Source organism: Sporosarcina sp. GTC18466 (assembly GCF_055389225.1).
Genome location: NZ_AP044037.1, coordinates 171,215 through 196,421 on the forward strand (window position 1 = coordinate 171,215; position 25,207 = coordinate 196,421).

Genomic DNA, 25,207 nt, shown 5'->3' on the forward strand with positions numbered 1-25,207 from the left:
CCTTTCTTTTTGCCTGAAAACAGGTTAGCGGGTACAATGAAAACAGATGGATCCGGGAGGCTAAAGAGGATGGAAGAGAAAAAACAGAAAAACGAAACGCTGGAATGGATAAAAGCCCTTCTGATCGCCTTCGGGCTGGCTGCCGTCATCCGCCTTTTTTTATTCACTCCGATTGTAGTCGACGGCATATCGATGATGCCGACGCTGGAACATGGAGACCGGATGATTGTCAATAAGATCGGCTATACGATCGGCAGTCCGAAACGCTTTGACATTGTCGTATTTCACGCTCCTGAACAAAAGGATTATATCAAACGGGTCATCGGCCTGCCCGGAGACCGGCTTGAATATCAAGATGATGTGCTGTACATAAATGGCGAGCCTTACGAAGAGCCCTATTTGGATGAATATAAGGCTGAAATCACCGACGATGGACCGCTGACAGAAGATTTTACACTTGAAGAGAAGATCGACAGGGAGACGGTTCCGGAAGGGTATGTATTTGTCATGGGGGACAACCGAAGAAAGAGCAAGGACTCCAGGCATATCGGCGCTGTCCGGATTGACGAAATCATCGGCAGCACGAAACTGGTTTTCTGGCCGATCAAAGATTTCGGAACTGTAGACTGACGAAAAGGACTGATTTGATAATGACAATACAATGGTTCCCGGGACATATGGCGAAAGCTCGCCGGGAAGTCAGTGAGCAGCTGAAACTTGTTGACATCGTTTTTGAGCTGATCGATGCGAGACTTCCCCTTTCCTCTAGAAACCCGATGATTGATGAGGTGATTGGGCAAAAACCGAGACTGCTCATCCTGAACAAGATGGACCTTGCGGATGCTCAGGAAACTGCAAAATGGATCAGTTATTTTGAAAGGAAAGGCCAAAAGGCGGTTGCCATCAATTCTTTTGAAGGAAAAGGTTTGATGGCGGTCACTAAAGCGGCGAAAGAGATATTAGCACCGAAAATCGAACGGATGAAAAGCCGGGGCATCCGGCCGGGTGCAATCCGGGCGATGATCGTCGGCATACCGAATGTGGGCAAATCCACACTTATCAACCGTCTTGCAAAAAAGAACATCGCAAAGACAGGAAACAAACCTGGCGTGACGAAAGCGCAGCAATGGATTAAATTCGGCAAAGAGCTTGAATTGCTCGATACTCCAGGCATACTGTGGCCGAAATTCGAAGATCAGTCGGTTGGCTATAAATTAGCACTCACCGGAGCCATCAAAGATACCATTGTCAATATGGAAAACCTTGCCGTCTACGGCCTTCGTTTTCTGGAAGCTCACTATCCAGAGCGTCTGCAGGCAAGATACGGCATCGCGGCAGTAGGAGACGATATCGCAGGTGTTTTCGATGCGATTGGCGAGATGCGGAAAATTTATGCCGCAGGCGGGGAAATCGACTATGAAAAGGTCGCTGAATTGATTGTCCAGGAAATCAGAAGCGAACTCCTGGGCAAGTTGACATTTGACTTTGTAAGCGACCAGTTAGAACAGGAGGCTGAGACGCACACGGACTGATCCGTGGGTCTCGGCCTTTTTTGCAGGCGGCTTCACGATACCGCAGGAAATCCGATAATAAGAGATAGAGAAACAGTTCAGAAGGACGGTGGTCAGATGAAAACAGTGAAGGAGATAGCAGATCTTCTGGCAGCTGCGGATAAGCCCGAGCAATGGATGGAGGCGCTTGAGGAAGATACACGGAAAGGCGTCCAAAAGGAATGGGTGCGCTGGCGGAGGAATTATTCGAAACGGCTCGAGAAGGAACGGCAGCATTGTGAGAAAATCGCTTTTGACAGCTCTTACAAGCCGTTCCCCGGCGCTAAGCTGGCCGGTATCGATGAGGCGGGCAGGGGCCCCCTGGCAGGCCCTGTCGTCTGCGCAGCGGTGATCCTTCCTGAGAAGTGCATGGAACTTGTCGGTCTGGATGACTCGAAAAAAATCGCAAGGCAGGAAAGGGAGCGCCTGGAACGGCTAATCAAAGAGATTGCGGTGAGTTATTCTGTCCATGTCCAGTCTTCCTCTGCTATCGACACTATGAACATCTATGCGGCGACACGAGACTCCATGGAGAAAGCGGTCTACAGTTTGGAAACTGCCCCCGATATCGTTTTGGCGGACGCCATGAAGCTGACAGTCGGCTGTGAATCCGTCTCAATTGTCAAAGGGGATGAGAAAAGCCTTTCGATTGCAGCGGCTTCCATTTTGGCGAAGACGGCAAGAGACCGTCTGATGAAGCAGTGGGACGAACAATATCCGGTATATAATTTTAAGCAGAATGCAGGATACGGGACGGAGGAGCATCTAAAAGCGCTAGAGCTGTATGGTCCTTGTGAGATTCACAGGTTGTCCTTCTCCCCTGTCAGGGCTGCAGCCGAAAGGAGGGCGGAGCAGTATGGACAATCCCCTGATCAGCCGCTTGAGTTCGCAGGCGGGCGTCCAGGCCGGATCTAAACCGATCAGCCTGCGGGAAGGCCAGATGTTCCATGGGCAGGTGAAGCAGCTGTACCCTGGCCAGATGGCGGAGGTGAAAATCGGAGGGACGACGATGATGGCGAAATTGGAAGTACCGATGAAAGCGGGAGATTCTTATTACTTCCAAGTGAAGTCCACAGAGCCGGAACTGCAACTGAAGATCATAACGGGTCCCATGCAGCCAGATGCAGGCCCGTCAAAGCAGCTGGCAAATCTTCTGGAGACGCTTCAACTGCCAAAAACGGCCGAAATGCAAAGCATCGTGGCGCTCGTAATGAAAGAGAGGATTCCGGTCTCTAAGGACCAGCTTCTTGCATCGGCAGCACTGCTCAGCAAAACGCCTGCAGAGGATCGTCCTCAGGCACTGTCTGCAATCCGCAAATTGCTGGAGATGAAACTGCCCCTTACAGAGATGAATTTCCGGTCAATCCTCGGCGTGGAAACGAAAGAAGGCCTGCATGCACTACTTTCCGCTTTGCGGGGAGAGTTGCAGAGTGACGGATCGCTTCCGGTGCACATGAAGGAAGCGATCCTGCAAACGATCCAAGGGGCCACCGGTCAAACCGAGGCCATGGTCGGCAAGACAATACTCAATGAAGCTGTATTGAAAATGCTGGAACCCGGCACTCCTGTTGAAATGAAGTTCCAATTCCTTCAGTTGCTGAAGGAAGGCGGCATTCTTCCGCAACGCACATCTATCGCCAATCTGCAATCCGTGCTTGCAAGCCTTGCCGCTGAGAATGTTCCGGGCAGGACGGCTGAAGGATCGCTAGAGAAGGGACAGCAGATGCCAGCTATGCAGGCAAAGGGGACCGGTGAAGTCCAGCCGGCGATAAACAGCCAGCCGCAAACAGTACCTTCGGCCGGACAATCTGCCAGCATAAATGAAATGGCATCCGGGCAACCCGCAGCGAGGACATCTCCAGAGGAAACGATCATGCGGACGCTTGGAGAGATTTTCGGGAAAACAGCGAACCTTGAGTCGACACTTAGGACCTTACAAGAAGCTGTCGCAGCTGAAAGGACATTTCCTGCCGAGGTGAAGGAGCAGGTTCAGCAGATGATCGTCCGTCTTTCGGAATCTTTGCCAAAAGAGCCGTTCAACGATCAAAGGATGCTACAGTTGTCCAGCACACTGATCCGGCATATCGCCGCCTCGCAGTTACAGCTTCCCCCGGGCGCAGCAGCGGATCCGGTCGTGCGCATGCTTGGAGGAGACGACTTGAAAGAACGTCTGCCTGACCTGGCGAACCTTGCCGCGCAGTCAGAAAAGCCGGCAATCAAGGAAGCGGCACTGCTTTCATCTGCGAAGGCCGCGGATGCGGTCGATGGCACGTTCATCAAAGAAACGGTGCGATTCATCATCAAATCATTCGGCTTTCATTATGAAGCGGGAATTACAGGAAAAGGCGCGGAACCGGAAAACTTATCGCAGACGCTCAAGCCGCAGCTCCTTGCGCTTCTCAGTGAGGCGGCTGTCCCTCCAGGCATCAGAGACCTTGCTGAAGCGGCTGTCGCGCGGCTCAATGGCCCTTCCCTCCTGTCAGGGGATACAGGCATGAACCAGCAACTTGTCATGCAAGTGCCCCTAGAGCTCTTCGGCAAGAAAATCGACGCCACCCTGCAATGGAACGGCAGGATGAAAGAGGATGACAAAATCGATCCGGACTATGCACGGGTCCTTTTCTATTTAGATCTTGAAAAACTGAAATCGACTATTGTCGATATGCAGGTCCAAAATAAAGTGGTGACTGTGACTGTCTTTAATGAGCATGAGGCACTCAGCGTAATCGGACTTCCATTGCAGTCACGCTTGAAAGAGGGGCTGCTGTCTGCGGGTTACCAGCTGTCCGGTGTTTTCTTCAAGCCTATTGAAGAGAGGCTTCCTACAACGCAAAGCAAGCCGAAACGGTTTCAAGACGGGAATGGAGTGGATTTCAGAATATGAAAGAGAAGAAGCATGTCCGTTCGGAAGCCGTCGCATTGTCGTATGATCCAAACGGGCTCGGCGCTCCGAAAGTCGTTGCGAAAGGGAAAGGCATGATTGCCGAGAATATCCTGCGGAAGGCGGAAGAGAATGATGTACCGATCCAGCAGGACCCGAGCCTTGTCGAAATGCTCGGTGCTCTGGATATCAACGAGTCGATCCCAGAGCAGCTATACCAGGCTGTCGCTGAAGTGTTTGCCTATATTTATCAGGTGGAGCGCAGGTTTGAAGGCGGACGCTGAAAGGATCTGTCGAAAAAACGCGCCAGTACGGAATACAATTGTGGACAATATATGACATGTTTACTACAATAGATACGGCAGTTAATTATAGTTACAAGTTCGATTGGAGGATGTAAGATGAATATCCATGAATATCAAGGAAAACAGCTGCTGCGCGAGTTCGGTGTTTCTGTGCCGAACGGCCATGTTGCGTTTTCCCCTGACGAAGCTGTAAAAGCGGCAAAAGAACTCGGTACGGATGTTGTCGTTGTCAAAGCGCAAATCCATGCGGGCGGCCGCGGTAAAGCGGGCGGCGTCAAAATTGCGAAGAGCCTAGACGAAGTGCGTGAGTATGCGAAAGAATTGCTTGGCAAAACGCTTGTCACGCATCAGACAGGTCCGGAAGGCAAGGAAGTCAAGCGTCTTTACATCGAAGAGGGATCCGATATCCGCAAGGAATACTACATCGGCCTCGTCATCGACCGTGCAACAGACCGTGTAACACTTATGGGATCTGAAGAAGGCGGCATGGACATCGAGGAAGTCGCTGAAAAATCTCCGGAAAAGATCTTCCGCGAAGTTATCGACCCAGTGATCGGCCTTGCAGGTTTCCAGGCAAGACGCATGGCATTCAACATGAACATCCCAGCTCATCTTGTAAACAAAGCGGCTAAATTCATGATGGGTCTTTACCAGGCATTCATCGAGAAGGACGCTTCAATCGTCGAGATCAACCCGCTTGTTGTGACAGGTGACGATAACGTTGTCGCGCTGGACGCAAAATTCAACTTCGACGATAACGCATTGTACCGTCATAAAGATGTCATGGAACTCCGTGACTTCGACGAAGAGGATCCAAAAGAAATCGAAGCATCCAAATACGACCTCAGCTACATCTCGCTTGATGGCAACATCGGCTGCATGGTAAACGGTGCAGGCCTTGCGATGGCTACGATGGATACGATCAACTACTATGGCGGATCACCCGCGAACTTCCTTGACGTTGGGGGCGGCGCGACTGCTGAAAAAGTTACCGAAGCATTCAAGATCATCCTTTCCGACAAACATGTCAAAGGGATCTTTGTCAACATCTTCGGCGGCATCATGAAGTGTGATGTTATCGCAGAAGGCGTCATCACTGCAGCTAAAGAAGTCGGACTCAGCGTACCTCTTGTCGTCCGTTTGGAAGGAACAAACGTCGAAAAGGGCAAGGCTTTGCTCGGTGAATCAGGTATTAACATCATCGCAGCCGATACAATGGCGGATGGTGCACAAAAGATTGTTGAACTCGTAGGCTAAGAAAGGCAGGGACAAACGATGTCAATTTATATTAATAAAGATACGAAAGTAATCGTACAAGGGATTACCGGTTCAACTGCATTGTTCCATACGAAACAAATGCTTGAATACGGCACGAAAATCGTCGGTGGCGTAACACCGGGCAAAGGCGGCACAGAAGTGGAAGGCGTTCCTGTCTTCAATACTGTGGAAGAAGCGGTCAAAGCGACTGGCGCGAATGTTTCCGTCATCTACGTACCAGCTCCGTTCGCAGCAGATGCGATCCTGGAAGCTGTTGACGCTGAACTTGATATGACAATCTGTATCACGGAACACATCCCTGTTCTCGACATGGTAAAAGTGGTCCGTTATATGGAAGGCAAGAAAACTCGCCTTGTCGGACCGAACTGTCCTGGCGTCATCACGCCGGACGAGTGCAAAATCGGCATCATGCCTGGCTACATCCACACAAAAGGGCATGTCGGTGTCATTTCGCGTTCTGGTACGCTCACATACGAAGCGACTCATCAGTTGAGCCAAGAAGGAATCGGCCAGTCGACTGCAGTCGGCATCGGCGGAGACCCGGTCAATGGCACAAACTTCATCGATGTCTTAAAGGAATTCAATGAAGATCCCGACACATATGCGGTCGTCATGATCGGCGAGATCGGCGGTACTGCTGAGGAAGAGGCAGCTGCATGGATCAAGGCCAACATGACAAAACCGGTTGTCGGCTTCATCGGCGGCCAGACTGCGCCTCCAGGAAAGCGTATGGGCCATGCTGGCGCCATCATTTCCGGCGGCAAGGGTACTGCTGAGGAGAAGATCAAGGCAATGCGTGACGCAGGCATTGAAGTTGCGGACACTCCATCAGTGATCGGTGAAACACTTATTAAAGTCATCAAGGAAAAAGGCCTCTACGATAAGTGTAAAACTCATTAATGAACAGGCGATGCAGTATGCCGAAAGGGCATACTGCATTTTCCTATAAGCAAAAATACGTTCAAGGAGGATGGCATGCTGCTACGTGAAATGGAACATCGTCTTCTGTTGCTTCATTATATTTATCCGGCGCCTGGCAACAGGTTTGAATCGCTTCTGAAGAACGACCCCACTCTTCGAGAACTCATGGCGGCTAAATCCGGCAGAATTGCTGAATTGCTAGGCATTGACAGAAAGAAGGCGGAACGGATCCGCTCGCATATCCAGGAGCTTGCACACACCCCGCTTGCAGACCTCTATGAAAAGCAATCAATAACCCCTATCCCTTTTACTCACACTCTTTATCCATCCATTTTAAAGCAGATGATCGATCCTCCTGCCGTCCTGTACGCCAAAGGGGACCTTGCGCTACTAACCGCTGAACAAAAAGTCGCTGTCATCGGCTCACGCAAGGCGACAGACTACACGAAAGAGGCACTCGCCTTCATTGCGCCGCCTCTTGTCGAAAAAGGGGCGGTCATCGTCTCTGGACTTGCAAGAGGAGCCGACACATATGCCCATGAATCGGCAATTTTCTACGGCGGCAAGACGATCGCTGTTCTCGGGCATGGCTTTTCCCATCTCTATCCAAGAGAAAACCGGAAGCTCGCGGAAGTCATTGCCCAAAATCATCTGCTGCTGACGGAATATCCGCCTTATGTCAAGCCGGCCCGATGGACGTTTCCGATGCGAAACCGGATTATCAGCGGACTTTCAGATGCTGTTGTTGTGACGGAAGCGGCAGAAAAAAGCGGTACAATGATCACGATTGATCACGCCCTGGAGCATGGCAAGACGGTTTATGCCGTTCCAGGCCCTATCACATCGACTTTGTCACACGGCCCTAACAGATTAATCGATGAAGGCGCAAGACCTGTCTGGAACGGTTTTCAGCTTGACTGAATGGATGCTCGAATTTGCATATGAAAACGGGGATCTAATTGAAAAGGTTGATTTTCCTCCGAATCTGTTATACATTACGCAACAGATAATCATTTGAGTTCGCAATCCGATAAACATGGTGAATTGAAACTTCGATAACTTGTTTAAGATAGCATAGTGAACCTCTATGAGGAGGATAAAATCATGGCAGATTACTTAGTGATAGTTGAATCGCCCGCGAAAGCGAAGACGATCGAACGGTACTTAGGAAAAAAGTATAAAGTTCTCGCTTCTATCGGGCATTTGCGCGATTTGCCGCGCAGCCAGATGGGCGTGGATACCGAAAATAATTATGAACCGAAATACATTACAGTCCGCGGGAAAGGCCCGATCTTGCAGGAACTGAAGAAAGAAGCAAAAAAAGCGAAAAAAGTCTTTCTCGCAGCCGACCCTGACCGCGAAGGGGAAGCAATCGCGTGGCATCTCGCCCATCAGCTCGGCATCGATGTCGATTCCGATTGCCGGGTCGTTTTCAACGAAATAACGAAAGACGCCATCAAGGAATCATTCAAGCATCCGCGAGCCATCAATATCAACCGGGTGGATGCACAGCAGGCGAGACGCGTGCTGGACCGACTGGTCGGCTATAACATCAGTCCGATCCTTTGGAAAAAGGTGAAGAAGGGTTTGTCTGCGGGCCGTGTACAATCTGTTGCGCTCCGGCTGATCATCGATCGGGAAAAGGAAATCAAGGAATTTCAGCCTGAAGAATATTGGACGATTACCGGGAAGTTCGAAAAGGGCGGCAAGTCATTCGACGCCTCGTATTATGGCGATCGAGAAAGTAAAGTGAAACTGACGGATAAGGATCAAGTGGATGCTGTCCTCGGGAAGCTGGATGGCAATGAATTTGAAATTGTAAACGTTGTCAAAAAAGAGCGTAAACGCAATCCCTCTCCGCCATTCACGACATCCTCCCTCCAGCAGGAGGCTGCCCGTAAACTCAATTTCCGGGCACGGAAGACGATGATGCTTGCGCAGCAGCTATACGAAGGGATCACGATCGGCAAAGAAGGCAGCGTCGGTTTGATCAGCTATATGCGTACCGACTCCACCCGGATTTCCGAAACCGCACGCACTGAGGCGAAATCATTCGTCGATACGATGTATGGCAAGGAATTCAGCGCAACCGGTACAACCGCTAAGCCGAAAGCGAAGGAAGGCGCAAATACACAGGACGCCCACGAAGCAGTCCGCCCGACGTCTGTCATGCGCACACCGCAGGCGATGAAGGAATATCTGTCGCGCGACCAGTACCGGCTCTATAAGCTGATTTGGGAACGATTCGTCGCAAGCCAGATGGCTCCTGCCATCCTTGATACCGTGACGGCGGACCTGGCAAATGGGGACGTCCGGTTCCGTGCGAGCGGTTCTGAAGTGAAGTTCCAAGGTTTCATGAAAGTATATATTGAGGGTGACGATGACCAGGCAGAGGAAAAGGATTCGATCCTTCCGCCGCTTGAGAAGGACGAAAAAGTCAAGAGCCAGGACATCGATCCGAAACAGCACTTCACGCAGCCGCCTCCGCGCTATTCGGAAGCGCGCCTCGTAAAGACGCTGGAAGAACTGGGTATCGGGCGGCCATCGACGTATGCACCGACGCTTGATACGATCCAGAAGAGAGGATATGTCACGCTGGACGCGAAACGTTTCGTGCCGACGGAGCTTGGCGAGATCGTGCATCAGGCAGTCAGCCAATATTTCCCCGATATCGTGAATATTGAATTCACAGCAGATATGGAGAAGAACCTGGACTCTGTAGAAGAAGGGGAAGTGCCGTGGAAGCACGTCATAGACAACTTCTACCAGGAGTTTGAGCAGCACTTGAAAGTGGCTGACGAAGAGATGGAGAAGATTGAGATCAAAGACGAACCGGCGGGTGAAGATTGTGAAAAATGCGGTTCGCCCATGGTCTTCAAGATGGGCCGTTACGGTAAATTCATGGCTTGTTCAAACTTCCCGGATTGCCGAAATACAAAAGCGATCGTCAAACCGATCGGTGTGACCTGCCCTTCTTGCAAAGAAGGCCAGGTCGTAGAACGCAAGAGCAAAACAAAACGGATCTTCTACGGATGCGACCGGTACCCAGAGTGCGAATATGTGTCGTGGGATAAGCCGATTTCCCGTCCTTGTCCGAAGTGTGAGAGTACGTTAGTCGAAAAACGCCTTAAAAAAGGCGTCCAGATCCAATGTACAGAGTGCGACTACAAGGAAGCCGTCCAAGAATAACCTGATCATCATGTCGCTAATCCTTTTAAGGCAATGTGATTGATCCGAGCTGTGTACGGAGTGTACAACACGTGCTTTGCCATACACATGAGATGCTGCCCTTACTTCAGGGCAGCTCTTTCTTGTTGTAAAATAAATGGATAGGATAACTGGAAATTGAACAAACTGTGACTAATTATTGAAAAACGAACATAAATGCTATAACATCAAAACGAATCTATTGCACTGCGAGTATTGGATAAGGTATAGTGAATCGTGGATGACTTTTGAAAAGAGTGAGTAGTCGAGATTTTCAAGTATTCATGAATTCTAGAAAAGAGATGCATTCTAAAAATTACCATTACATATTATTGCATGTTAATTCATTTTTCTGGTATAATGTGACTGCGTTTCATTCCGGAGGTGGGTTGCTTGATTCAATCGACAGCTGATATCCTTGCCGCGTATATATCTTACATACGGCTTGAGAAGAATTATTCATCTCTGACGGTACTGAACTGTGAAACGGATCTTGATGAATTTCTAGGCTTTTTACAAGCAGAAGGAATTGAAGATCTTGCTGATGTCTCCTACCAAGTCGCACGGCTCTTTGTAACAAGGCTTTACGATAGAGGGTTATCCCGCGGCACAATCTCCAACAAGATCTCATCACTCCGCTCATTCTACAAGTTTGCTCATGCACGCTTTGGGGTAGATGATAAGGCGTTCCGATTGTTGCATCGTCCGAAGAAGGAAGAGCGACTTCCGGCTTTTTTTTATGAGCAGGAAATGGAGGAGCTGTTCAAGGCTTGTGAAGGTGATGATCCAAAATCGGTACGTGACCTTGCGCTTCTTGAATTGCTGTATGCGACAGGCATGCGGGTCAGTGAACTGACGTCTCTTAAAGTCGGCGACATTGACCAGTCCCTTGGGATTGTCCTGGTCATGGGTAAAGGCCGGAAGGAGCGATATATCCCATTCGGAAGCTATGCACAGGACGCGTTGGAAACGTATTTGACTGATAGCCGTCCTATCATTATGAGAAGAACGGATCATCCTGTTCTTTTCGTCAATATGCGGGGCAATCCCCTTACAGTCCAGGGCGTCGGCTATATACTGAATGAGTTGCTCCGTAAAGCTGCCATTCATTCAAAAATACACCCGCACAAGATTCGCCATTCGTTCGCTACCCATTTGCTGACGAACGGAGCGGATATGCGGTCTGTACAGGAATTGCTCGGCCATAGCCATTTATCGTCGACCCAGGTGTATACACATGTCACAAAGGATCATTTGCGGAAGACGTATATGAATACGCATCCGCGCGCATAGGAGGATGAGTGAATTGATGGAATTCCATTCAACGACGATTTTCGCCATTCGCCATAAAGGCATCTGCGCGATGTCCGGAGACGGACAGGTGACGATGGGGGAATCAGTCGTCATGAAACATACTGCAAAGAAAGTGCGACGGCTTTTCGGCGGTAAAATCATCGCCGGGTTTGCAGGCTCCGTTGCAGATGCATTCACACTTTTTGAACTATTCGAAGGAAAACTTGCTGAATTTAATGGGAACCTTGAACGTGCTTCCGTTGAGCTTGCGAAGGAATGGCGCGGAGATAAAATTTTGAGGAAATTGGAAGCGATGCTCCTCGTTGCGGATAAAGATCGTCTGCTTCTAGTTTCAGGGACTGGCGAAGTGATCGAGCCGGATGATGGAATATTAGCGATCGGATCCGGAGGGAATTATGCCCTTGCCGCGGGAAGAGCGCTGAAAAAGTACGCAGGCGATTCATTGACTGCAGAGCAGATCGCCAAGGCCTCACTTGAAACGGCCGCTGAGATCTGTGTCTACACGAATGACCAGATCATTGTGGAGGTGCTGGATTGATGGCAAAGACAGAACTGACCCCTCGTGAACTGACCGCCTACCTCGACCGCTATATCGTCGGCCAGGATAATGCGAAGAAAGCAGTGGCCATTGCGATACGGAACCGGTACAGGCGCAGTCTTCTGACTGATGACGAAAAGCGGGAGATTATCCCTAAGAACATTTTAATGATCGGGCCGACGGGCGTCGGTAAAACGGAGATTGCAAGACGGATCGCCCGCCTTGTCCGCGCGCCGTTCGTAAAAGTCGAGGCGACAAAATTCACGGAAGTCGGCTATGTCGGAAGAGACGTGGAATCGATGGTGCGTGACCTTGTCGAGGACAGTGTCCGGATTGTAAAGACAGAAATGCGAGAAGCGGTCAAGGATCAAGCGGCGAGACAGGCGGAAGAACGGCTTGTTGAATTGCTCGTTCCTGAAAAGAAGAAAAAGGGGAATATGCAAAACCCATTTGAAATGCTTTTCGGTCAAAAGAACCAGGCGGAAGAGCCCGATCAAAATGAAGTGAACGAAGTACGGCAGAAACGCTCGCAGATCAAAGAGCGGCTGCTTGCAGGCGACCTTGAGGACGAGATGATCACAGTCGACGTCACCATGCAGCAACCGTCCATGTTCGATGCCCTTCAAGGATCCGGGATGGAGCAGATGGGCGCCAGCATGCAAGATGCGCTTTCATCCCTCATGCCAAAAAAGACTGCGAAACGGAAAATGAAAGTGAAAGATGCGCGTAAAGTGCTGGAAGCGGAAGAAGCGGATAAACTGATTGATCATGATGAGATTGCGCGGCGGGCAATTGAAGCAGCTGAACAGTCGGGGATCATTTTCATTGATGAAATGGATAAAATAGCTAGCAGAAGCGGCGGAGGCTCTTCAGCGGATGTGTCTCGTGAAGGCGTCCAGCGTGATATTCTGCCGATTGTCGAAGGCTCCACAGTAACGACAAAATACGGTGCGGTCAAGACGGATTTCATCCTATTCATCGCTGCTGGCGCTTTCCATATGTCCAAACCGTCGGATATCATACCCGAGTTGCAAGGCCGGTTCCCGATTCGCGTGGAACTTGATAAATTGACGAAGGATGATTTTGTCCGCATTTTGAAGGAGCCTGATTTTTCGCTGTTGCATCAATATGAACGGCTGCTGGGGACGGAGGATGTCCATATCGAATTCATGGAAGATGCGATTGAGCGACTTGCCGAAATTGCGACAGAAGTGAATGACACTACGGAAAACATTGGTGCGAGACGCTTACATACGATACTTGAGAAACTGCTTGAGGAATTATCGTTCGAGGCGGCAGACATCGGTCCGGCCACCATCAAGATCACTGTTGCATATGTCGATGAAAAGTTGAAAAATATCGTACAAGATAAAGATTTGTCACATTTTATCCTGTAAACAAGTCTTTTGAGTGTATAAAACGATTAAAAAGCTTTAGAATATTCATAAGCCCTATTGTCCAAAATTAAGGAGGAAGAAAGATGTCTTTATTAGCAAAAACACGTAAAATTAACGCAATGTTACAAGAATCAGCAGGGAAACCGGTCAACTTCAAGCAGATGGCAGAAAAACTTAGTTCTGTTATCGAGTGCAATGCATTCATCGTAAGCCGTAAAGGGAAGTTGCTCGGCCTTGAAATACATCAGCAAATCGAAAACGAGCGTATGAAACAAATGTTCGAAGACCGTAAATTCCCAGAGGAATACACAAATAAGCTATTTGAAGTGAAGGAAACTTCTTCAAACCTTGATGTTTATAGTGATTACACAGTTTTCCCTGAAGAAGAGCGTGAGATATTCAAAGATGGTTTGACTACAATCGTTCCGATCATCGGCGGCGGCGAGCGTCTTGGCACATTGCTGCTAGCACGTCTTGAGCAAGAGTTTCAAGAAGATGATTTGATCCTTGCTGAGTACGGAGCCACTGTTGTCGGCATGGAAATCCTCCGTGAAAAAGCGGAAGAGATCGAACAGGAGGCGCGCAGCAAAGCAGTCGTCCAAATGGCTATCAATTCATTGTCATACAGTGAACATGAAGCGATCGAACATATCTTCAAAGAACTTAACGGCAGCGAAGGTCTGCTCGTAGCATCGAAAATCGCTGACCGCGTCGGCATCACTCGCTCGGTCATCGTCAACGCTCTCCGTAAACTAGAGAGTGCTGGCGTCATCGAGTCCCGTTCGCTTGGAATGAAAGGGACATACATTAAAGTATTGAACAGCAAATTCCTTGAGGAACTTCAAAAGCATAATAAGTAATATAAACGGCACCCCTCTCTTTTAGGAGAAGGGGTGCTTTATTTTTGTTATTTATATGGTTCATTAGAATCATTTTTTTGCTGTATTGCTAACTAGTAATATTCTCCTGAAGAACTATACATGTTTTGAACAAATTAATTAAAAAGGCTGTTTTGAACCATAAGAAATTCATCATAAAAGATAGACATATTCCTTCCTAATGGATAAAATAAAATATATGTCGTTTTTAATAGAATCAAGTCGAAGCTATATACTTAATTAAACATAGTTTAAGAATGTCCTAGAGGTGAATTTAATGAATATATACGGATCCACCATATCCTTGCTTGAGAGAGGTTTGGACTTCTCGTCTACAAAAGGAAAAGCGATTGCACAGAATATCGCTAATGTCGATACTCCTAACTACCAGGCGAAACATGTCGAGTTCCGGGAAGCCTTCAACCGGGCGAAAGAACAGTCGCTTGGCGCCTATCGGACAGATGCAAGACATTTTGATTTCAAGAATAAACCTGTAAACCAAAGCATACAGGGATCCCTGCCTTGGAAATATCAGCAGGACGGGAACGGGGTCGACATGGATAAAGAGCAGGCGGACCTAGCGGCAAACCAGATCTATTATAATGCGCTTGTCGAGCGGTTGAATGGGAAGTTCAACAGCATGCAATCTGTCATTAAAGGAGGACGCTGACCATGAGTATTTTTCATAGCTTGAACACTTCTGCTTCAGCACTTACCGCCCAGCGTCTTCGAATGGACGTCATTTCGTCCAATATGTCAAATGTTGAAACGACGCGCGGCAAAATGGTCGACGGCGAGTGGCAGCCTTACCGGCGGAAAACCGTGACACTTATGCCGAAAGAAGGCCAATTCTCCTCCATGCTGGGCGCGGCAATCGGCAGGACGGCTAAAGGTTCAGCGGGCAATGGAGTAAAAGTTTCGAATATCACTGAAGATACACGGACACCGTTTAAGCTCGTCTACAACCCCTCGCACCCTGATGCAAACGAAGAAGGGTATGTACAGATGCCAAACGTAGACCCGCTTAGAGAAATGATTGACTTGATGTCTGCAACTCGTTCATATGAGGCAAATGTGACAGTGTTGAACGCGAATAAATCGATGCTCATGAAAGCACTGGAAATCGGAAAATAATCTGTTAGGAGATGTATATGATGGCAATACCTTCAATCGCCGCCAGCGGCCTTAGCAGCATGGCTGCTGCTCGTCCTGCTTTGAAAACGACGCCTGCCGAAGCGCAAAAAAGCTTCGGTTCTTTTCTGAAAGAAGCAATCCATGATGTAAATGCGCAACAGATCGAATCTGACCGCTTGACGGAAAAACTGGTCACAGGCCAGGAAGTGGATTTGCACAATGTGATGATAGCGGCACAAAAAGCGTCGATCGCCTTGAACGCGACGATGGAAATGCGAAATAAAGTCGTGGAAGCCTATCAGGAAATCATCAGAATGCCAGTCTGATTCACCGGACGCGCATGAAATTTATGAAGTATTGATAATGACAAGCTGACCGGGGGATTACAATGAAAGAAAGATTGGCGAAAATCAGGGCGGATCTTGTCCAGTTCTGGTCAAGCCGCACGAAAAAACAAAAAATAACATACATCGCATCGATTATCGCTGTCATTCTGATCGCTGCTTTTCTGACGTACTTCTTGTCACGTACTGAATACGCACCTCTCTATAAAGACGTCTCGCGTGCCGAGGTCGGGAGGATCAAGGAATCGCTGGATGCACAAGGAGTGCCAAGCCAGATTGCTCCAGGCGGCACATCAATCCTCGTGCCGAAAGAACGGGTGGATGATCTCCTCGTCACCCTCGCGGCCGAAGGGTTCCCGAATTCAGGGATGATCGATTACTCGTTTTTCGCGCAGAACGCAGGGTTCGGAACGACGGACAACGAGTTCAACATGATCAAGCAAAGTGCCATGCAGACTGAGCTAGCGAAGCTTGTAAAGGGAATCGAAGGTGTGAAAGATGCACAGGTGAACTTGACGTTGCCGACTGAAAGTGTCTTCCTGAACGACAGCGTACAGAAATCCAGTGCTGCCATTATGTTGAAAACTGAACCGGGATATCAGTTTACAGAACAGCAGATCAACGGCTTGTATAAGCTGGTATCGAAAAGTGTCCCTAACCTGTCGACAGACGATATTGTGATCATGAACCAGTATTTCGAATACTACGATCTGAAATCGCCAAGTACAGCATCAGGTCCGAACGCTAATGACCAGATGACAATCCAGAAAACAATCGAGCGCGACCTTCAGCGGAAAGTGCAGATGATGCTCGGAGCGATGGTTGGTCAAGACAAAGTCGTCGCCACTGTGACGACCGATATCGATTTCAAGCAAGAGAACCGCGAGGAGAACCGAGTGGAGACAGTGGATGCGGATCACGACAGTCTCGCCATCAGCATCCAGCGGGTGACGGAATCCTTCTCGGGCAGCGGAGCCATGCCTGGCGGAACGCCTCAAGGAGAGGATCCGACCGATAATAACACAGGCTATGTGGAAGGAAACACGTCAGACGGTGATTATGAGCGGCTGGAAGAGACGATCAACAATGAAGTGAACCGTATCCGCAAAGACATAGTGGAAAGTCCTTACAAAATTCGCGACATCGGCATCCAGGTCATCGTGGAACCTCCTAACCCGGGAGATGCACAATTGACGCCAGAAGTGGAAGAAGGGATCCGCACTATCCTTGGAACGATTGTCAGGACTTCCATCGATAAGACATATGTGCCGGCGGACTCGGATGATGCCTATTGGAACAGTAAGATTGCTTTGACAGCCCAGACGTTCAATGGAAAAGAGACAACACCTGCTGAGCCACGCACTGCGATCCCTTGGTGGGTTTACGCAATCGGCGGTGCATTGCTTCTCGTAATCGGCATTCTGATCTTCGCTTATTTCCGTAAACGCCGGAAAGAACAGGAGCTGGAAGAAGAATTGATTCTTGAAGAGCAGCGGGAAGCGCTCAATGTCGACGATATTAATGTCGAACAGGAGACAGAAGCATCGCTCAGAAGGAAGCAGCTCGAAAAGATGGCGAAAGAGAAGCCGGAAGAATTCGCAAAACTACTACGGACATGGATTGCCGAGGATTGACGGAGGGATGAACAGTGGTAAAGAAAGATAAAGGGATGACCGGCAAGCAGAAAGCTGCACTCCTTCTCATATCACTCGGCCCGGAAGTGTCAGCGGCCGTCTATAAACACCTGAATGAGGAAGAGATCGAGCGGCTGACACTTGAAATCTCCAGTGTGAAAAAAGTGGATTCTGCGGTCAAGGAAGAGATTATCGAAGAATTCCATAACATCGCTCTTGCGCAAGATTATATTACGCAGGGCGGCATTGGCTATGCGAAGACAGTCCTTGAGAAGGCACTCGGCAAGGAGCATGCACAAGCCATCATCAACAGGCTGACTTCTTCCCTTCAAGTGCGTCCGTTCGACTTCGCAAGGAGAGCGGATCCAGGGCAGATCCTCAATTTTATTCAAAACGAACACCCGCAGACAATCGCGCTCATCCTTTCCTATTTGGAAGCGGAACAGGCAGGCATGATCCTCTCCTCCCTGCCGCAGGAAGTGCAGGCAGATATCGCAAAACGGATCGCTACGATGGATTCCACTTCACCGGAAGTCATCAGTGAGATCGAGGCTGTTCTCGAAAGGAAGCTGTCTTCCACAGTGACACAGGACTATACGGAGACCGGCGGGGTGGATGCGGTTGTCCAGGTGCTTAACGGTGTCGACCGGTCAACGGAGAAAACGATCCTCGATGCGCTTGAAATACAGGATCCTGAGCTTGCGGAAGAAATACGGAAACGGATGTTTGTATTCGAAGATATTGTCACTCTTGACAACCGTTCGATCCAGCGCATCATCCGTGAATGTGAAAACGAGGATCTCATCTTGTCGATGAAAGTGTCGAGTGAGGAAGTGAAGGAAATCCTCTTCAAGAACATGTCACAGCGGATGGCGGAGTCGTTCCAGGAAGAGATGGATGTCATGGGGCCCGTCAGGCTGCGAGATGTGGAAGAAGCGCAAAGTCGCATCGTTTCCATCATCCGCAGACTGGAGGACTCTGGTGAGATCATCATAGCTCGCGGTGGAGGGGATGACGTAATTGTCTAAGATTTTTCGATCAGATCAGACAGTGTCCGATTCGGAAAATGTGCGACCGATCGTTATACGAAGTATGCGTCCAGAGACACAGGAAGGCATGCAGGAGACGATCTCCATGGACGCCGTCCTTCTTGAGAGGGACAGGCTTCTCGGGGAAGCGAAGAAAAAGATGGACGCTGAATTACAATCCATTGAACGGATGAGGGAAACAGTGGCAGCTGATATAGCTGCCATGCAGGAGGCATGGCAGCAGGAAAAAGCTGCGCTTCAACAGCAGGCTTATGAGGAAGGATTCCAGGTGGGCTACGAGGAAGGGCGCAGCAAAGCCCTTGCAGACATGTCGGGTGCAATCGAAAAAGCGAATGCTATCACAGAAATGTCCGAAGAGAACGCATCGAAATATATCGACAGCCAGGAGCGGGTCATCTTGGAGCTCGCCATGCGGGCAGCCTCCCGTATTCTTGGCAAGGCAATTGAGGACGACGAGGAAACATTCCTCTCCATTGTGCGGAGAGGTCTGAAGGAAGCCAGGGAAATGAAAGACATCAGACTGTATGTACCGACGGACCGGTACCGCCTTGTTTCCGAGAACAGGGCAGAACTTGCAGCGATCTTCCCGCCTGATGTTCCGTTCCTCATTTTTGCAAATGAGGACTTCGATCAGGATGAGTGTACGATTGAAACGAATCATGGAAGAATTGTAGTCGGCATTGATGAACAATTGAACGAATTGAAAGAAGCATTAGTAGAACTTTTGGAAAGCGGGGAATGACGTTGAGAAAAGCGGAAGATCTGACGGAGCTAATCCCGAAACTCAACACATTCAGAAAGTACGGCCGCGTGGCACGCGTAGTTGGTCTGATGATCGAATCACAAGGTCCGGAAAGTTCAATCGGCGACGTCTGTTACATCCATCTGAACAATAATGCGACCGGAGAAGCGATCATGATGGCGGAAGTCGTCGGATTTCGGGAAGAGATTGTCATTCTGATGCCGTTTTCAAACATCCATGACATATCAAGCGGCTGCCTGGTCGAATGCACCGGCAAGCCGCTTGAAGTGAAAGTCGGCATGAACCTCATCGGCAAAGTGCTTGATTCGATGGGCAGGCCGTTTGACGGCGGACAGCTGCCGAAGGGGCTGGCGACAGTCCGGACGGAAGCGGATCCCCCGAATGTCATGAGCCGTAAGCCGATAGATGAAAAGCTTGCAGTCGGCGTCAAAGCGATTGACGGGATGCTGACGGTAGGCAGTGGTCAGCGTGTAGGGATTTTCGCCGGATCGGGCGTCGGAAAGAGCACTTTGCTCGGGATGATCGCTCGGAATACGACAGCTGATCTGAATGTCATCGGACTGATCGGAGAACGCGGAAGGGAAGTCCGGGAATTCATTGAACGGGATCTCGGTCCGGAAGGGCTCAAGAGGACAATCGTTGTCGCGGCCACTTCCGACCAGCCGGCCCTCATGCGGATCAAAGGGGCCTTCACTGCGACCGCCATTGCCGAGTATTTCCGAGATAAAGGCATGAACGTCATGCTGATGATGGATTCGGTCACCCGTGTTGCGATGGCTCAGAGGGAAATCGGGCTAGCCGTCGGGGAACCCCCGGCAACAAGGGGCTATACTCCATCCGTCTTCTCTATACTTCCTAAGCTGCTTGAACGCACGGGAACGAATGATAAAGGGGCGATCACAGCATTCTACACCGTGCTCGTCGATGGGGACGATATGAATGAACCGATCGCTGATGCAGTGCGGGGTATACTTGACGGACATATCGTGCTGGACCGGACGTTAGCGAATAAGGGGCAGTACCCGGCGATCAATGTTCTGAAAAGCGTCAGCCGTCTCATGAACCATATCGCAAGTCCGGAACATGTCAAGGCGGCAGAACGGCTCCGAGAAATGTACTATACCTATAACAAGTCGGAAGATCTGATCAACATCGGTGCCTATAAGCGAGGCACCTCGAAAGATATCGACGAGGCGATCGACTACGAACCGCTGATCACGGACTATTTGAAGCAGAGCTATAAAGATAACGTCAGCATGGAGGACAGCATCGAAGAGCTCGTTGCTCTAGCGTCAGGAGGCGGAAGACGATGAAGTCGTATGAATACAGGTTTGAGAAAGTCCTGGTATACCGCGAACAAGAAAAAACCGAAACCGAGACGGAATACAAGCAGGCGGTGGATGAATTTGAAACGATCGCCACGGAGCTGTACGAACTCCTGAAAAAGAAGGAAGAGGTCATATTCGAGCAACAGGAGAAGATGACGGTCGGCTTTTCGGTGACTGACATGCATCATTATGCCCGTTTTATTGAGAGTCTGGAAAAAAGGATCGACACTCTCCAGCAACTCGTCATGAAAGCCAGGTCGAAAATGGTCTGGTTCGAGAACAAGCTGCTGGAAAAGACGATTGAAGTGAAGAAATACGAAAAGATGAAAGAGAAGGACCTGGACAGATATAAGTTCGAAGCCGGCCAGGCAGAGGCGAATCTGATGGATGAACTATCCACTCAAAAGCACAGCAGACGGGAAAACGGGTGGTAATGAAGTGAAAAAAACTAATGACTTGAACGAAGAGCTTGGCAAGAGCCGTAAATCAGTGGGCTTTCTGCAAATCTTGCTGCTTTGGGTGCTGATCCCTCTTCTTTTTGCATCTGCTGTCCTGCTCGTCATAGCGAAGGTGGCGGACATCAATGTATTTGATAAAGCAAGTGAATTTACGGAATCCATCCCTTTCCTGAAGGATAAAGAGCATGCAGGAGAGCATGAAGCGGATTTTGTCATAGAAGACAGGGTCGTGACGCTTCAAGCAGAAATCAAGGAAAAAGAAGCGGAACTGACAAGCTTGCAAGAAGAGCTGGACCAGTCCAAGAAGGGCCAGGAAGAGCTGCTTGCCAAACAGAAAGAGCTTCTAGCAGAAATTGAGTCGCTTAAACATTCGAAAGACGACAATGCCAAAGCGAACAAAGAAATTGTGACGACATTCGAAAAGATGTCGGCGAAATCGGCGGCACCCGTCCTGACAAAAATGAGTGATGCCGAAGCGATTGAGATATTGACGAAGCTGAAGCCTGACACATTGGCGTCAATTTTAGAAAAAATGTCGCCAGAAGATGCGGCAAAGTATACAAGTTTGATGACGAAGTGACGATAATAATAATGTGCTTTGTCGAATGGAGAGGAGGTGTAACAAAACGTGAATATTGGAGCTTTGCAATCCATCGTCAGCATGCCGGCAAGTGCGGGGAATGTGCCGCAGCTGACTCAGGCTGGAGCAAGCCAGGCGTTCGGTACTGTATTTTCAGGATTTTTGGCGGGAAGCGCACCAGTTGGGGTTAAACCAGCCGATAGCTTACCGAGCATACAGCCAGGCACAATTGAGGCGATTTTCCAGGCGGATGATTTACAAACATTAGGCCAGGCATTCAGCGAATTGCAAAATGGTGCTGAGGAAGCCGTTATGGAAAAGCTGGACGGCGCTTTGAATGTATCTTTGAAGGACATTGCCGGTACATTTTCCAAAGAACCAGAGAAGCTTTTGGGTCAGCTGAAAGATCTGCTTGAAGAGGCAGGGGTATCTGATGAAAGGATCAATCAATTCGATGGTTCTGTTCCTGTCTGGACATTGCTTAGCCTGATCGATGAAGTGGCGCCGAAATTCTTTGAGGATTTGACTGCTTCTTTGACCGGAGAAAAAATGAAATTGTCTCAGCAGGATGCAACTGCTATATTGTCAATGCTGAAATCAATCGATCTAATTGCACCAAAGACAGACATGACGCTTCAGATGGAACAGAAACTGGCAAGCTTTCAAACTTTCATGAATACTGCGGCTGAGCAGTTTGGCGAAAAAATGGCCAAAGTGGAAAATGGAAAGTTGGAGAAAAAGTTAGCTCATAAGACATTTACTAATACCCATCTTGCAAACTTGATAAACACAGTAGAATCTCAACCGATTGCTATATCAAATTCAAGCCAGAATACGCCTAACAACATGGAAGTTATCTTGAAACAAAATGGACTTAAGCAAGATGACACCAGCGAACCAGTCATCTTAGATACACAGGCAGGCAAGCCGAATGCAGACCCGTCAAGTAAATCAGCGGATTCTAGTGTAAGTTTAGGAACGGTCCACTCTGGAAACCAGACAGCAAAAGCTGAATTCACCTTACAAGAAACACCGCAAACAAGCCGCAGTGAGACATTAATGCGCGAGCTGCAGACATTGTTCAAACGGTCGAACTTCGGCCAGGCGGGCGGTTCCAACAGGCTGCTTGTAAAGTTATATCCGGAGCATCTTGGCCAAGTGCGGATCGAGCTGCATGAGTCGAACGGCATTATGACAGCGAGAATATTGGCTTCGTCGCTTCAGGCGAAAGAGATGCTGGACAGCCAAATGCATCAATTGCGGCACGCCTTGAGTCAGCAGAACTTGCAGGTGGAGCGAATCGATATTGCTCAATCGATCCAAGAGACTTCCAAAAACGAGCGCGAACAGTCATTCAATGATCAGTTCAAGCGCGAACAGCAGCAAGAAGAGGGAAAGCAAGGAGACTCCTCAGAAACCGAGACGAGTTTTGAAGAGTATCTGATCGAACTGGAGGTGTAGAGAATGGAACAAAAACCGATCACGGAATCGATGTTCTTGATTAATAAACAGCGGGATCAGCGAAAAACAGGGCCAGGCACAATGGACAAGGATGCATTCATGAAAATTTTAATTGCCCAATTGCAAAACCAGGACCCGACAAATCCGATGAAAGATAATGAGTTCATCGCCCAAATGGCGCAATTCAGTTCGCTGGAGCAGTCCATGAACCTCTCAAAAGCATTCGAGAAGTTTGCGGAAGCACAGAATCAAACACAGCTTATCCAGTACAACCAATTCGTAGGGAAAAACGTCAGGTGGCATGAGCTGACCGATCAGAAAGACGATGCCGGCAAGCCTGTCATCAATGAAGGCACAGGCGTGATCCAGTCCGCTAAATTCGTAGATGGATCTGTCGTGTTCACAATGGCTGACGGAAAAGAATTGACGCCCGGCAATATATCAGAAGTACTTTCTGGCGGAGACACAAGCAACAGCCTCGTCGAAGCGAGCATGCTGATCGGCAAGACGATCGGTTACATGGACGGAGAAACGGAAAAGACGGGCACTGTCACCTCCGTGTCAAACAAAGAGGGCAAGCTGCAATATATCCTTGCTGACGGAAGCCGTATTGAAGGGACTCAATTTGTCTCGATAAGCCAATAAAAGGAGCGATTGTATGGAAAAAATCAATATCCATCGCGTTCCCGCCCAGCCGCTCATCCGAACAAAATCGTCCAAACAACAAATGAAGCCACTGGATTCTTTTCAAGATCAGCTGACGAAAGTGCTCAGTCATGAGCCGCTAAAAATCAGCAAACATGCAAGTGACAGATTGAACCAGCGGAACATCCACATAACAGAAGCAGAATGGGCAAAAGTCACGGAGAAAGTGAATGAGGCGAAACAGAAGGGAATCAAAGAATCGCTCGTACTGATGGAGAAGGCAGCGCTCATCGTCAGCGCCAAAAATGCCACCGTCATCACAGCGATGGATCGCATGGAAGCGAAAGACCAGCTGTTCACCAATATAGACGGCACAATCGTGCTCGCTTGACCGGCAGGACCTCCGAAAGAGGATGCCGCCGCACTGCCGACTGACAGAGGCAGATGCACTTACAATCCGAGAGGGGAAACAATAAAATGTTACGATCGATGTATGCAGGAATTTCAGGGATGAAAAACTTTCAAACAAAACTTGATGTAATAGGAAATAATATTGCAAACGTTAATACTTACGGGTTTAAAAAGGGACGTACTGTATTTAAAGACTTGTATTCACAGACGGTTGCGGGGGCCTCTGCACCTGGAGAAAACCGCGGCGGTGTTAACGCTAAGCAAGTTGGATTAGGAGCTCAGTTGGCTACAATTGACACAATTCATAGTGCAGGTTCTACACAATTTACTGGGAATACACTTGACTTAGCAATAGAAGGTGACGGATTCTTTAGATTACAAGATAGAGAAGAAGGTGATTATGTCTATACACGTGCAGGGAATTTTTACTTGGATAGCGGAGATGGAGATACCGCCAAAATCGTTGATGGAGATGGTAGGTATCTGATTGATTCGGATGGAGGAGTTATTGAAATTGATTTAAAGGCAACCAATCTTTCAATTGGTCAAAATGGAGTAGTAAGTTTTGTTGTAGATGGTGCACTTGAGTCATGGGAAAGCCCTATTGGAGTAGTAAGATTTAGTAATCCAGGTGGTCTCGAAAAAGTGGGCGGTAATATGTATCGGGAAAGTCCAAACTCAGGAGAACCATCAGAAGATTTAGTACCATTGGAAGAAGGTAATGGAGCAATTAAATCCGGCTCACTCGAAATGTCCAACGTAGACCTTTCCGAAGAATTCACAGAAATGATCGTCGCCCAGCGCGGTTTCCAGGCAAACACCCGGATCATCACAACATCCGACGAAATCCTCCAGGAACTCGTCAACTTGAAACGCTAATTTATATAATTACGATATCCGTTTTTAACTTGTGCAGCAGCTTGAAGTGGAAGGCGGCGACTCCGGTGGGAACAGCGCGAGCTGAAGACCCCGCATGAGCAAAGCGACGAGGAGGCTGAAGCCGTGCCCACGGAAAGCGTCCGCCTGGAACGGAAAGCTGCGGTTTCTGATTAAGAGGTGGTGATTTTTGACAAAAACCACCACTGAAATTATTAATATTTTTATATACTACCAATCAACCAGCATATATAA

Annotated in this window: 26 protein-coding genes; all 26 read left to right on the forward strand. The window is 48.8% G+C overall.

Going from position 1 to position 25,207, the window contains the following annotated elements:
- Positions 1-69 precede the first annotated feature (69 nt).
- The 26 genes from lepB (at position 70) to flgG (ending at position 24,955) form a co-directional block, all read left to right on the forward strand.
- Positions 70-630 carry a signal peptidase I gene (lepB, locus tag ACZ5FK_RS00835; RefSeq protein ID WP_464806031.1) on the forward strand — a complete coding sequence of 187 codons (561 nt, stop codon included), beginning with the start codon at positions 70-72 and terminating at the stop codon, positions 628-630.
- A 20-nt stretch (positions 631-650) separates the two neighbouring features.
- Positions 651-1,532, forward strand: coding sequence for a ribosome biogenesis GTPase YlqF (gene ylqF / locus ACZ5FK_RS00840; RefSeq protein WP_464806032.1), 882 nt, complete (start codon positions 651-653; stop codon positions 1,530-1,532).
- A gap of 96 nt (positions 1,533-1,628) precedes the next feature.
- On the forward strand, positions 1,629-2,465 hold the full coding sequence (locus ACZ5FK_RS00845) for a ribonuclease HII (RefSeq protein WP_464806033.1): 837 nt from the start codon (positions 1,629-1,631) through the stop codon (positions 2,463-2,465).
- Positions 2,407-4,434, forward strand: coding sequence for a hypothetical protein (locus ACZ5FK_RS00850; RefSeq protein WP_464806034.1), 2,028 nt, complete (start codon positions 2,407-2,409; stop codon positions 4,432-4,434). Before ACZ5FK_RS00845 ends, ACZ5FK_RS00850 begins: the two co-directional genes overlap by 59 nt.
- A complete protein-coding gene (locus ACZ5FK_RS00855; protein ID WP_464806035.1) occupies positions 4,431-4,715 on the forward strand; it encodes an EscU/YscU/HrcU family type III secretion system export apparatus switch protein in 285 nt (94 codons plus the stop codon). Before ACZ5FK_RS00850 ends, ACZ5FK_RS00855 begins: the two co-directional genes overlap by 4 nt.
- A 117-nt stretch (positions 4,716-4,832) precedes the next feature.
- Positions 4,833-5,993 (forward strand): ADP-forming succinate--CoA ligase subunit beta, encoded by a 1,161-nt coding sequence (gene sucC / locus ACZ5FK_RS00860; RefSeq protein ID WP_464806036.1) that lies wholly within the window; start codon positions 4,833-4,835, stop codon positions 5,991-5,993.
- Between the two features lie 18 nt (positions 5,994-6,011).
- Complete coding sequence (gene sucD / locus ACZ5FK_RS00865) at positions 6,012-6,914, forward strand: succinate--CoA ligase subunit alpha (RefSeq protein WP_464806037.1); 903 nt, start codon at positions 6,012-6,014, stop codon at positions 6,912-6,914.
- Positions 6,915-6,989: 75 nt separating this feature from the next.
- On the forward strand, positions 6,990-7,856 hold the full coding sequence (gene dprA, locus ACZ5FK_RS00870) for a DNA-processing protein DprA (RefSeq protein ID WP_464806038.1): 867 nt from the start codon (positions 6,990-6,992) through the stop codon (positions 7,854-7,856).
- A gap of 183 nt (positions 7,857-8,039) precedes the next feature.
- Complete coding sequence (gene topA / locus ACZ5FK_RS00875; protein WP_464806039.1) at positions 8,040-10,124, forward strand: type I DNA topoisomerase; 2,085 nt, start codon at positions 8,040-8,042, stop codon at positions 10,122-10,124.
- 411 nt (positions 10,125-10,535) lie between these two features.
- Positions 10,536-11,435 carry a tyrosine recombinase XerC gene (xerC, locus tag ACZ5FK_RS00880; RefSeq protein WP_464806040.1) on the forward strand — a complete coding sequence of 300 codons (900 nt, stop codon included), beginning with the start codon at positions 10,536-10,538 and terminating at the stop codon, positions 11,433-11,435.
- 13 nt (positions 11,436-11,448) lie between these two features.
- Positions 11,449-11,994 carry an ATP-dependent protease subunit HslV gene (hslV, locus tag ACZ5FK_RS00885; protein ID WP_464807324.1) on the forward strand — a complete coding sequence of 182 codons (546 nt, stop codon included), beginning with the start codon at positions 11,449-11,451 and terminating at the stop codon, positions 11,992-11,994.
- Complete coding sequence (hslU, locus tag ACZ5FK_RS00890; protein ID WP_464806041.1) at positions 11,994-13,391, forward strand: ATP-dependent protease ATPase subunit HslU; 1,398 nt, start codon at positions 11,994-11,996, stop codon at positions 13,389-13,391. Before hslV ends, hslU begins: the two co-directional genes overlap by 1 nt.
- Positions 13,392-13,474: 83 nt before the next feature.
- Positions 13,475-14,251 carry a GTP-sensing pleiotropic transcriptional regulator CodY gene (codY, locus tag ACZ5FK_RS00895; protein WP_464806042.1) on the forward strand — a complete coding sequence of 259 codons (777 nt, stop codon included), beginning with the start codon at positions 13,475-13,477 and terminating at the stop codon, positions 14,249-14,251.
- Positions 14,252-14,546: 295 nt separating this feature from the next.
- Positions 14,547-14,939, forward strand: coding sequence for a flagellar basal body rod protein FlgB (gene flgB / locus ACZ5FK_RS00900; RefSeq protein WP_464806043.1), 393 nt, complete (start codon positions 14,547-14,549; stop codon positions 14,937-14,939).
- Positions 14,940-14,941: 2 nt separating this feature from the next.
- A complete protein-coding gene (flgC, locus tag ACZ5FK_RS00905) occupies positions 14,942-15,403 on the forward strand; it encodes a flagellar basal body rod protein FlgC (protein WP_464806044.1) in 462 nt (153 codons plus the stop codon).
- Between the two features lie 59 nt (positions 15,404-15,462).
- A complete protein-coding gene (gene fliE / locus ACZ5FK_RS00910; protein ID WP_464807325.1) occupies positions 15,463-15,729 on the forward strand; it encodes a flagellar hook-basal body complex protein FliE in 267 nt (88 codons plus the stop codon).
- A 62-nt stretch (positions 15,730-15,791) separates the two neighbouring features.
- Positions 15,792-17,381: a flagellar basal-body MS-ring/collar protein FliF gene (gene fliF, locus ACZ5FK_RS00915; protein WP_464806045.1), complete on the forward strand. Its 1,590-nt coding sequence runs from the start codon at positions 15,792-15,794 to the stop codon at positions 17,379-17,381.
- 14 nt (positions 17,382-17,395) lie between these two features.
- Positions 17,396-18,409 (forward strand): flagellar motor switch protein FliG, encoded by a 1,014-nt coding sequence (gene fliG, locus ACZ5FK_RS00920; protein WP_464806046.1) that lies wholly within the window; start codon positions 17,396-17,398, stop codon positions 18,407-18,409.
- Entirely contained in the window at positions 18,402-19,172 is a 771-nt protein-coding gene (fliH, locus tag ACZ5FK_RS00925) for a flagellar assembly protein FliH (protein ID WP_464806047.1), read from the forward strand. The genes fliG and fliH overlap by 8 nt, the downstream gene beginning before the upstream one ends.
- Positions 19,169-20,506, forward strand: a complete 1,338-nt coding sequence (gene fliI / locus ACZ5FK_RS00930) for a flagellar protein export ATPase FliI (protein ID WP_464806048.1) — start codon at positions 19,169-19,171, stop codon at positions 20,504-20,506. The genes fliH and fliI overlap by 4 nt, the downstream gene beginning before the upstream one ends.
- Positions 20,503-20,955 (forward strand): flagellar export protein FliJ, encoded by a 453-nt coding sequence (fliJ, locus tag ACZ5FK_RS00935; RefSeq protein ID WP_464806049.1) that lies wholly within the window; start codon positions 20,503-20,505, stop codon positions 20,953-20,955. The genes fliI and fliJ overlap by 4 nt, the downstream gene beginning before the upstream one ends.
- Before the next feature lie 4 nt (positions 20,956-20,959).
- Positions 20,960-21,559 (forward strand): MotE family protein, encoded by a 600-nt coding sequence (locus tag ACZ5FK_RS00940; RefSeq protein WP_464806050.1) that lies wholly within the window; start codon positions 20,960-20,962, stop codon positions 21,557-21,559.
- Between the two features lie 48 nt (positions 21,560-21,607).
- The gene (locus tag ACZ5FK_RS00945) at positions 21,608-23,020 is read left to right on the forward strand and encodes a flagellar hook-length control protein FliK (protein ID WP_464806051.1); all 1,413 of its coding nucleotides are present in this window, start codon (positions 21,608-21,610) and stop codon (positions 23,018-23,020) included.
- A gap of 3 nt (positions 23,021-23,023) precedes the next feature.
- Positions 23,024-23,665, forward strand: a complete 642-nt coding sequence (gene flgD / locus ACZ5FK_RS00950) for a flagellar hook assembly protein FlgD (protein WP_464806052.1) — start codon at positions 23,024-23,026, stop codon at positions 23,663-23,665.
- 13 nt (positions 23,666-23,678) lie between these two features.
- Positions 23,679-24,056, forward strand: a complete 378-nt coding sequence (locus tag ACZ5FK_RS00955; protein WP_464806053.1) for a TIGR02530 family flagellar biosynthesis protein — start codon at positions 23,679-23,681, stop codon at positions 24,054-24,056.
- Between the two features lie 86 nt (positions 24,057-24,142).
- Positions 24,143-24,955, forward strand: coding sequence for a flagellar basal body rod protein FlgG (gene flgG, locus ACZ5FK_RS00960; protein ID WP_464806054.1), 813 nt, complete (start codon positions 24,143-24,145; stop codon positions 24,953-24,955).
- Positions 24,956-25,207 lie beyond the last annotated feature (252 nt).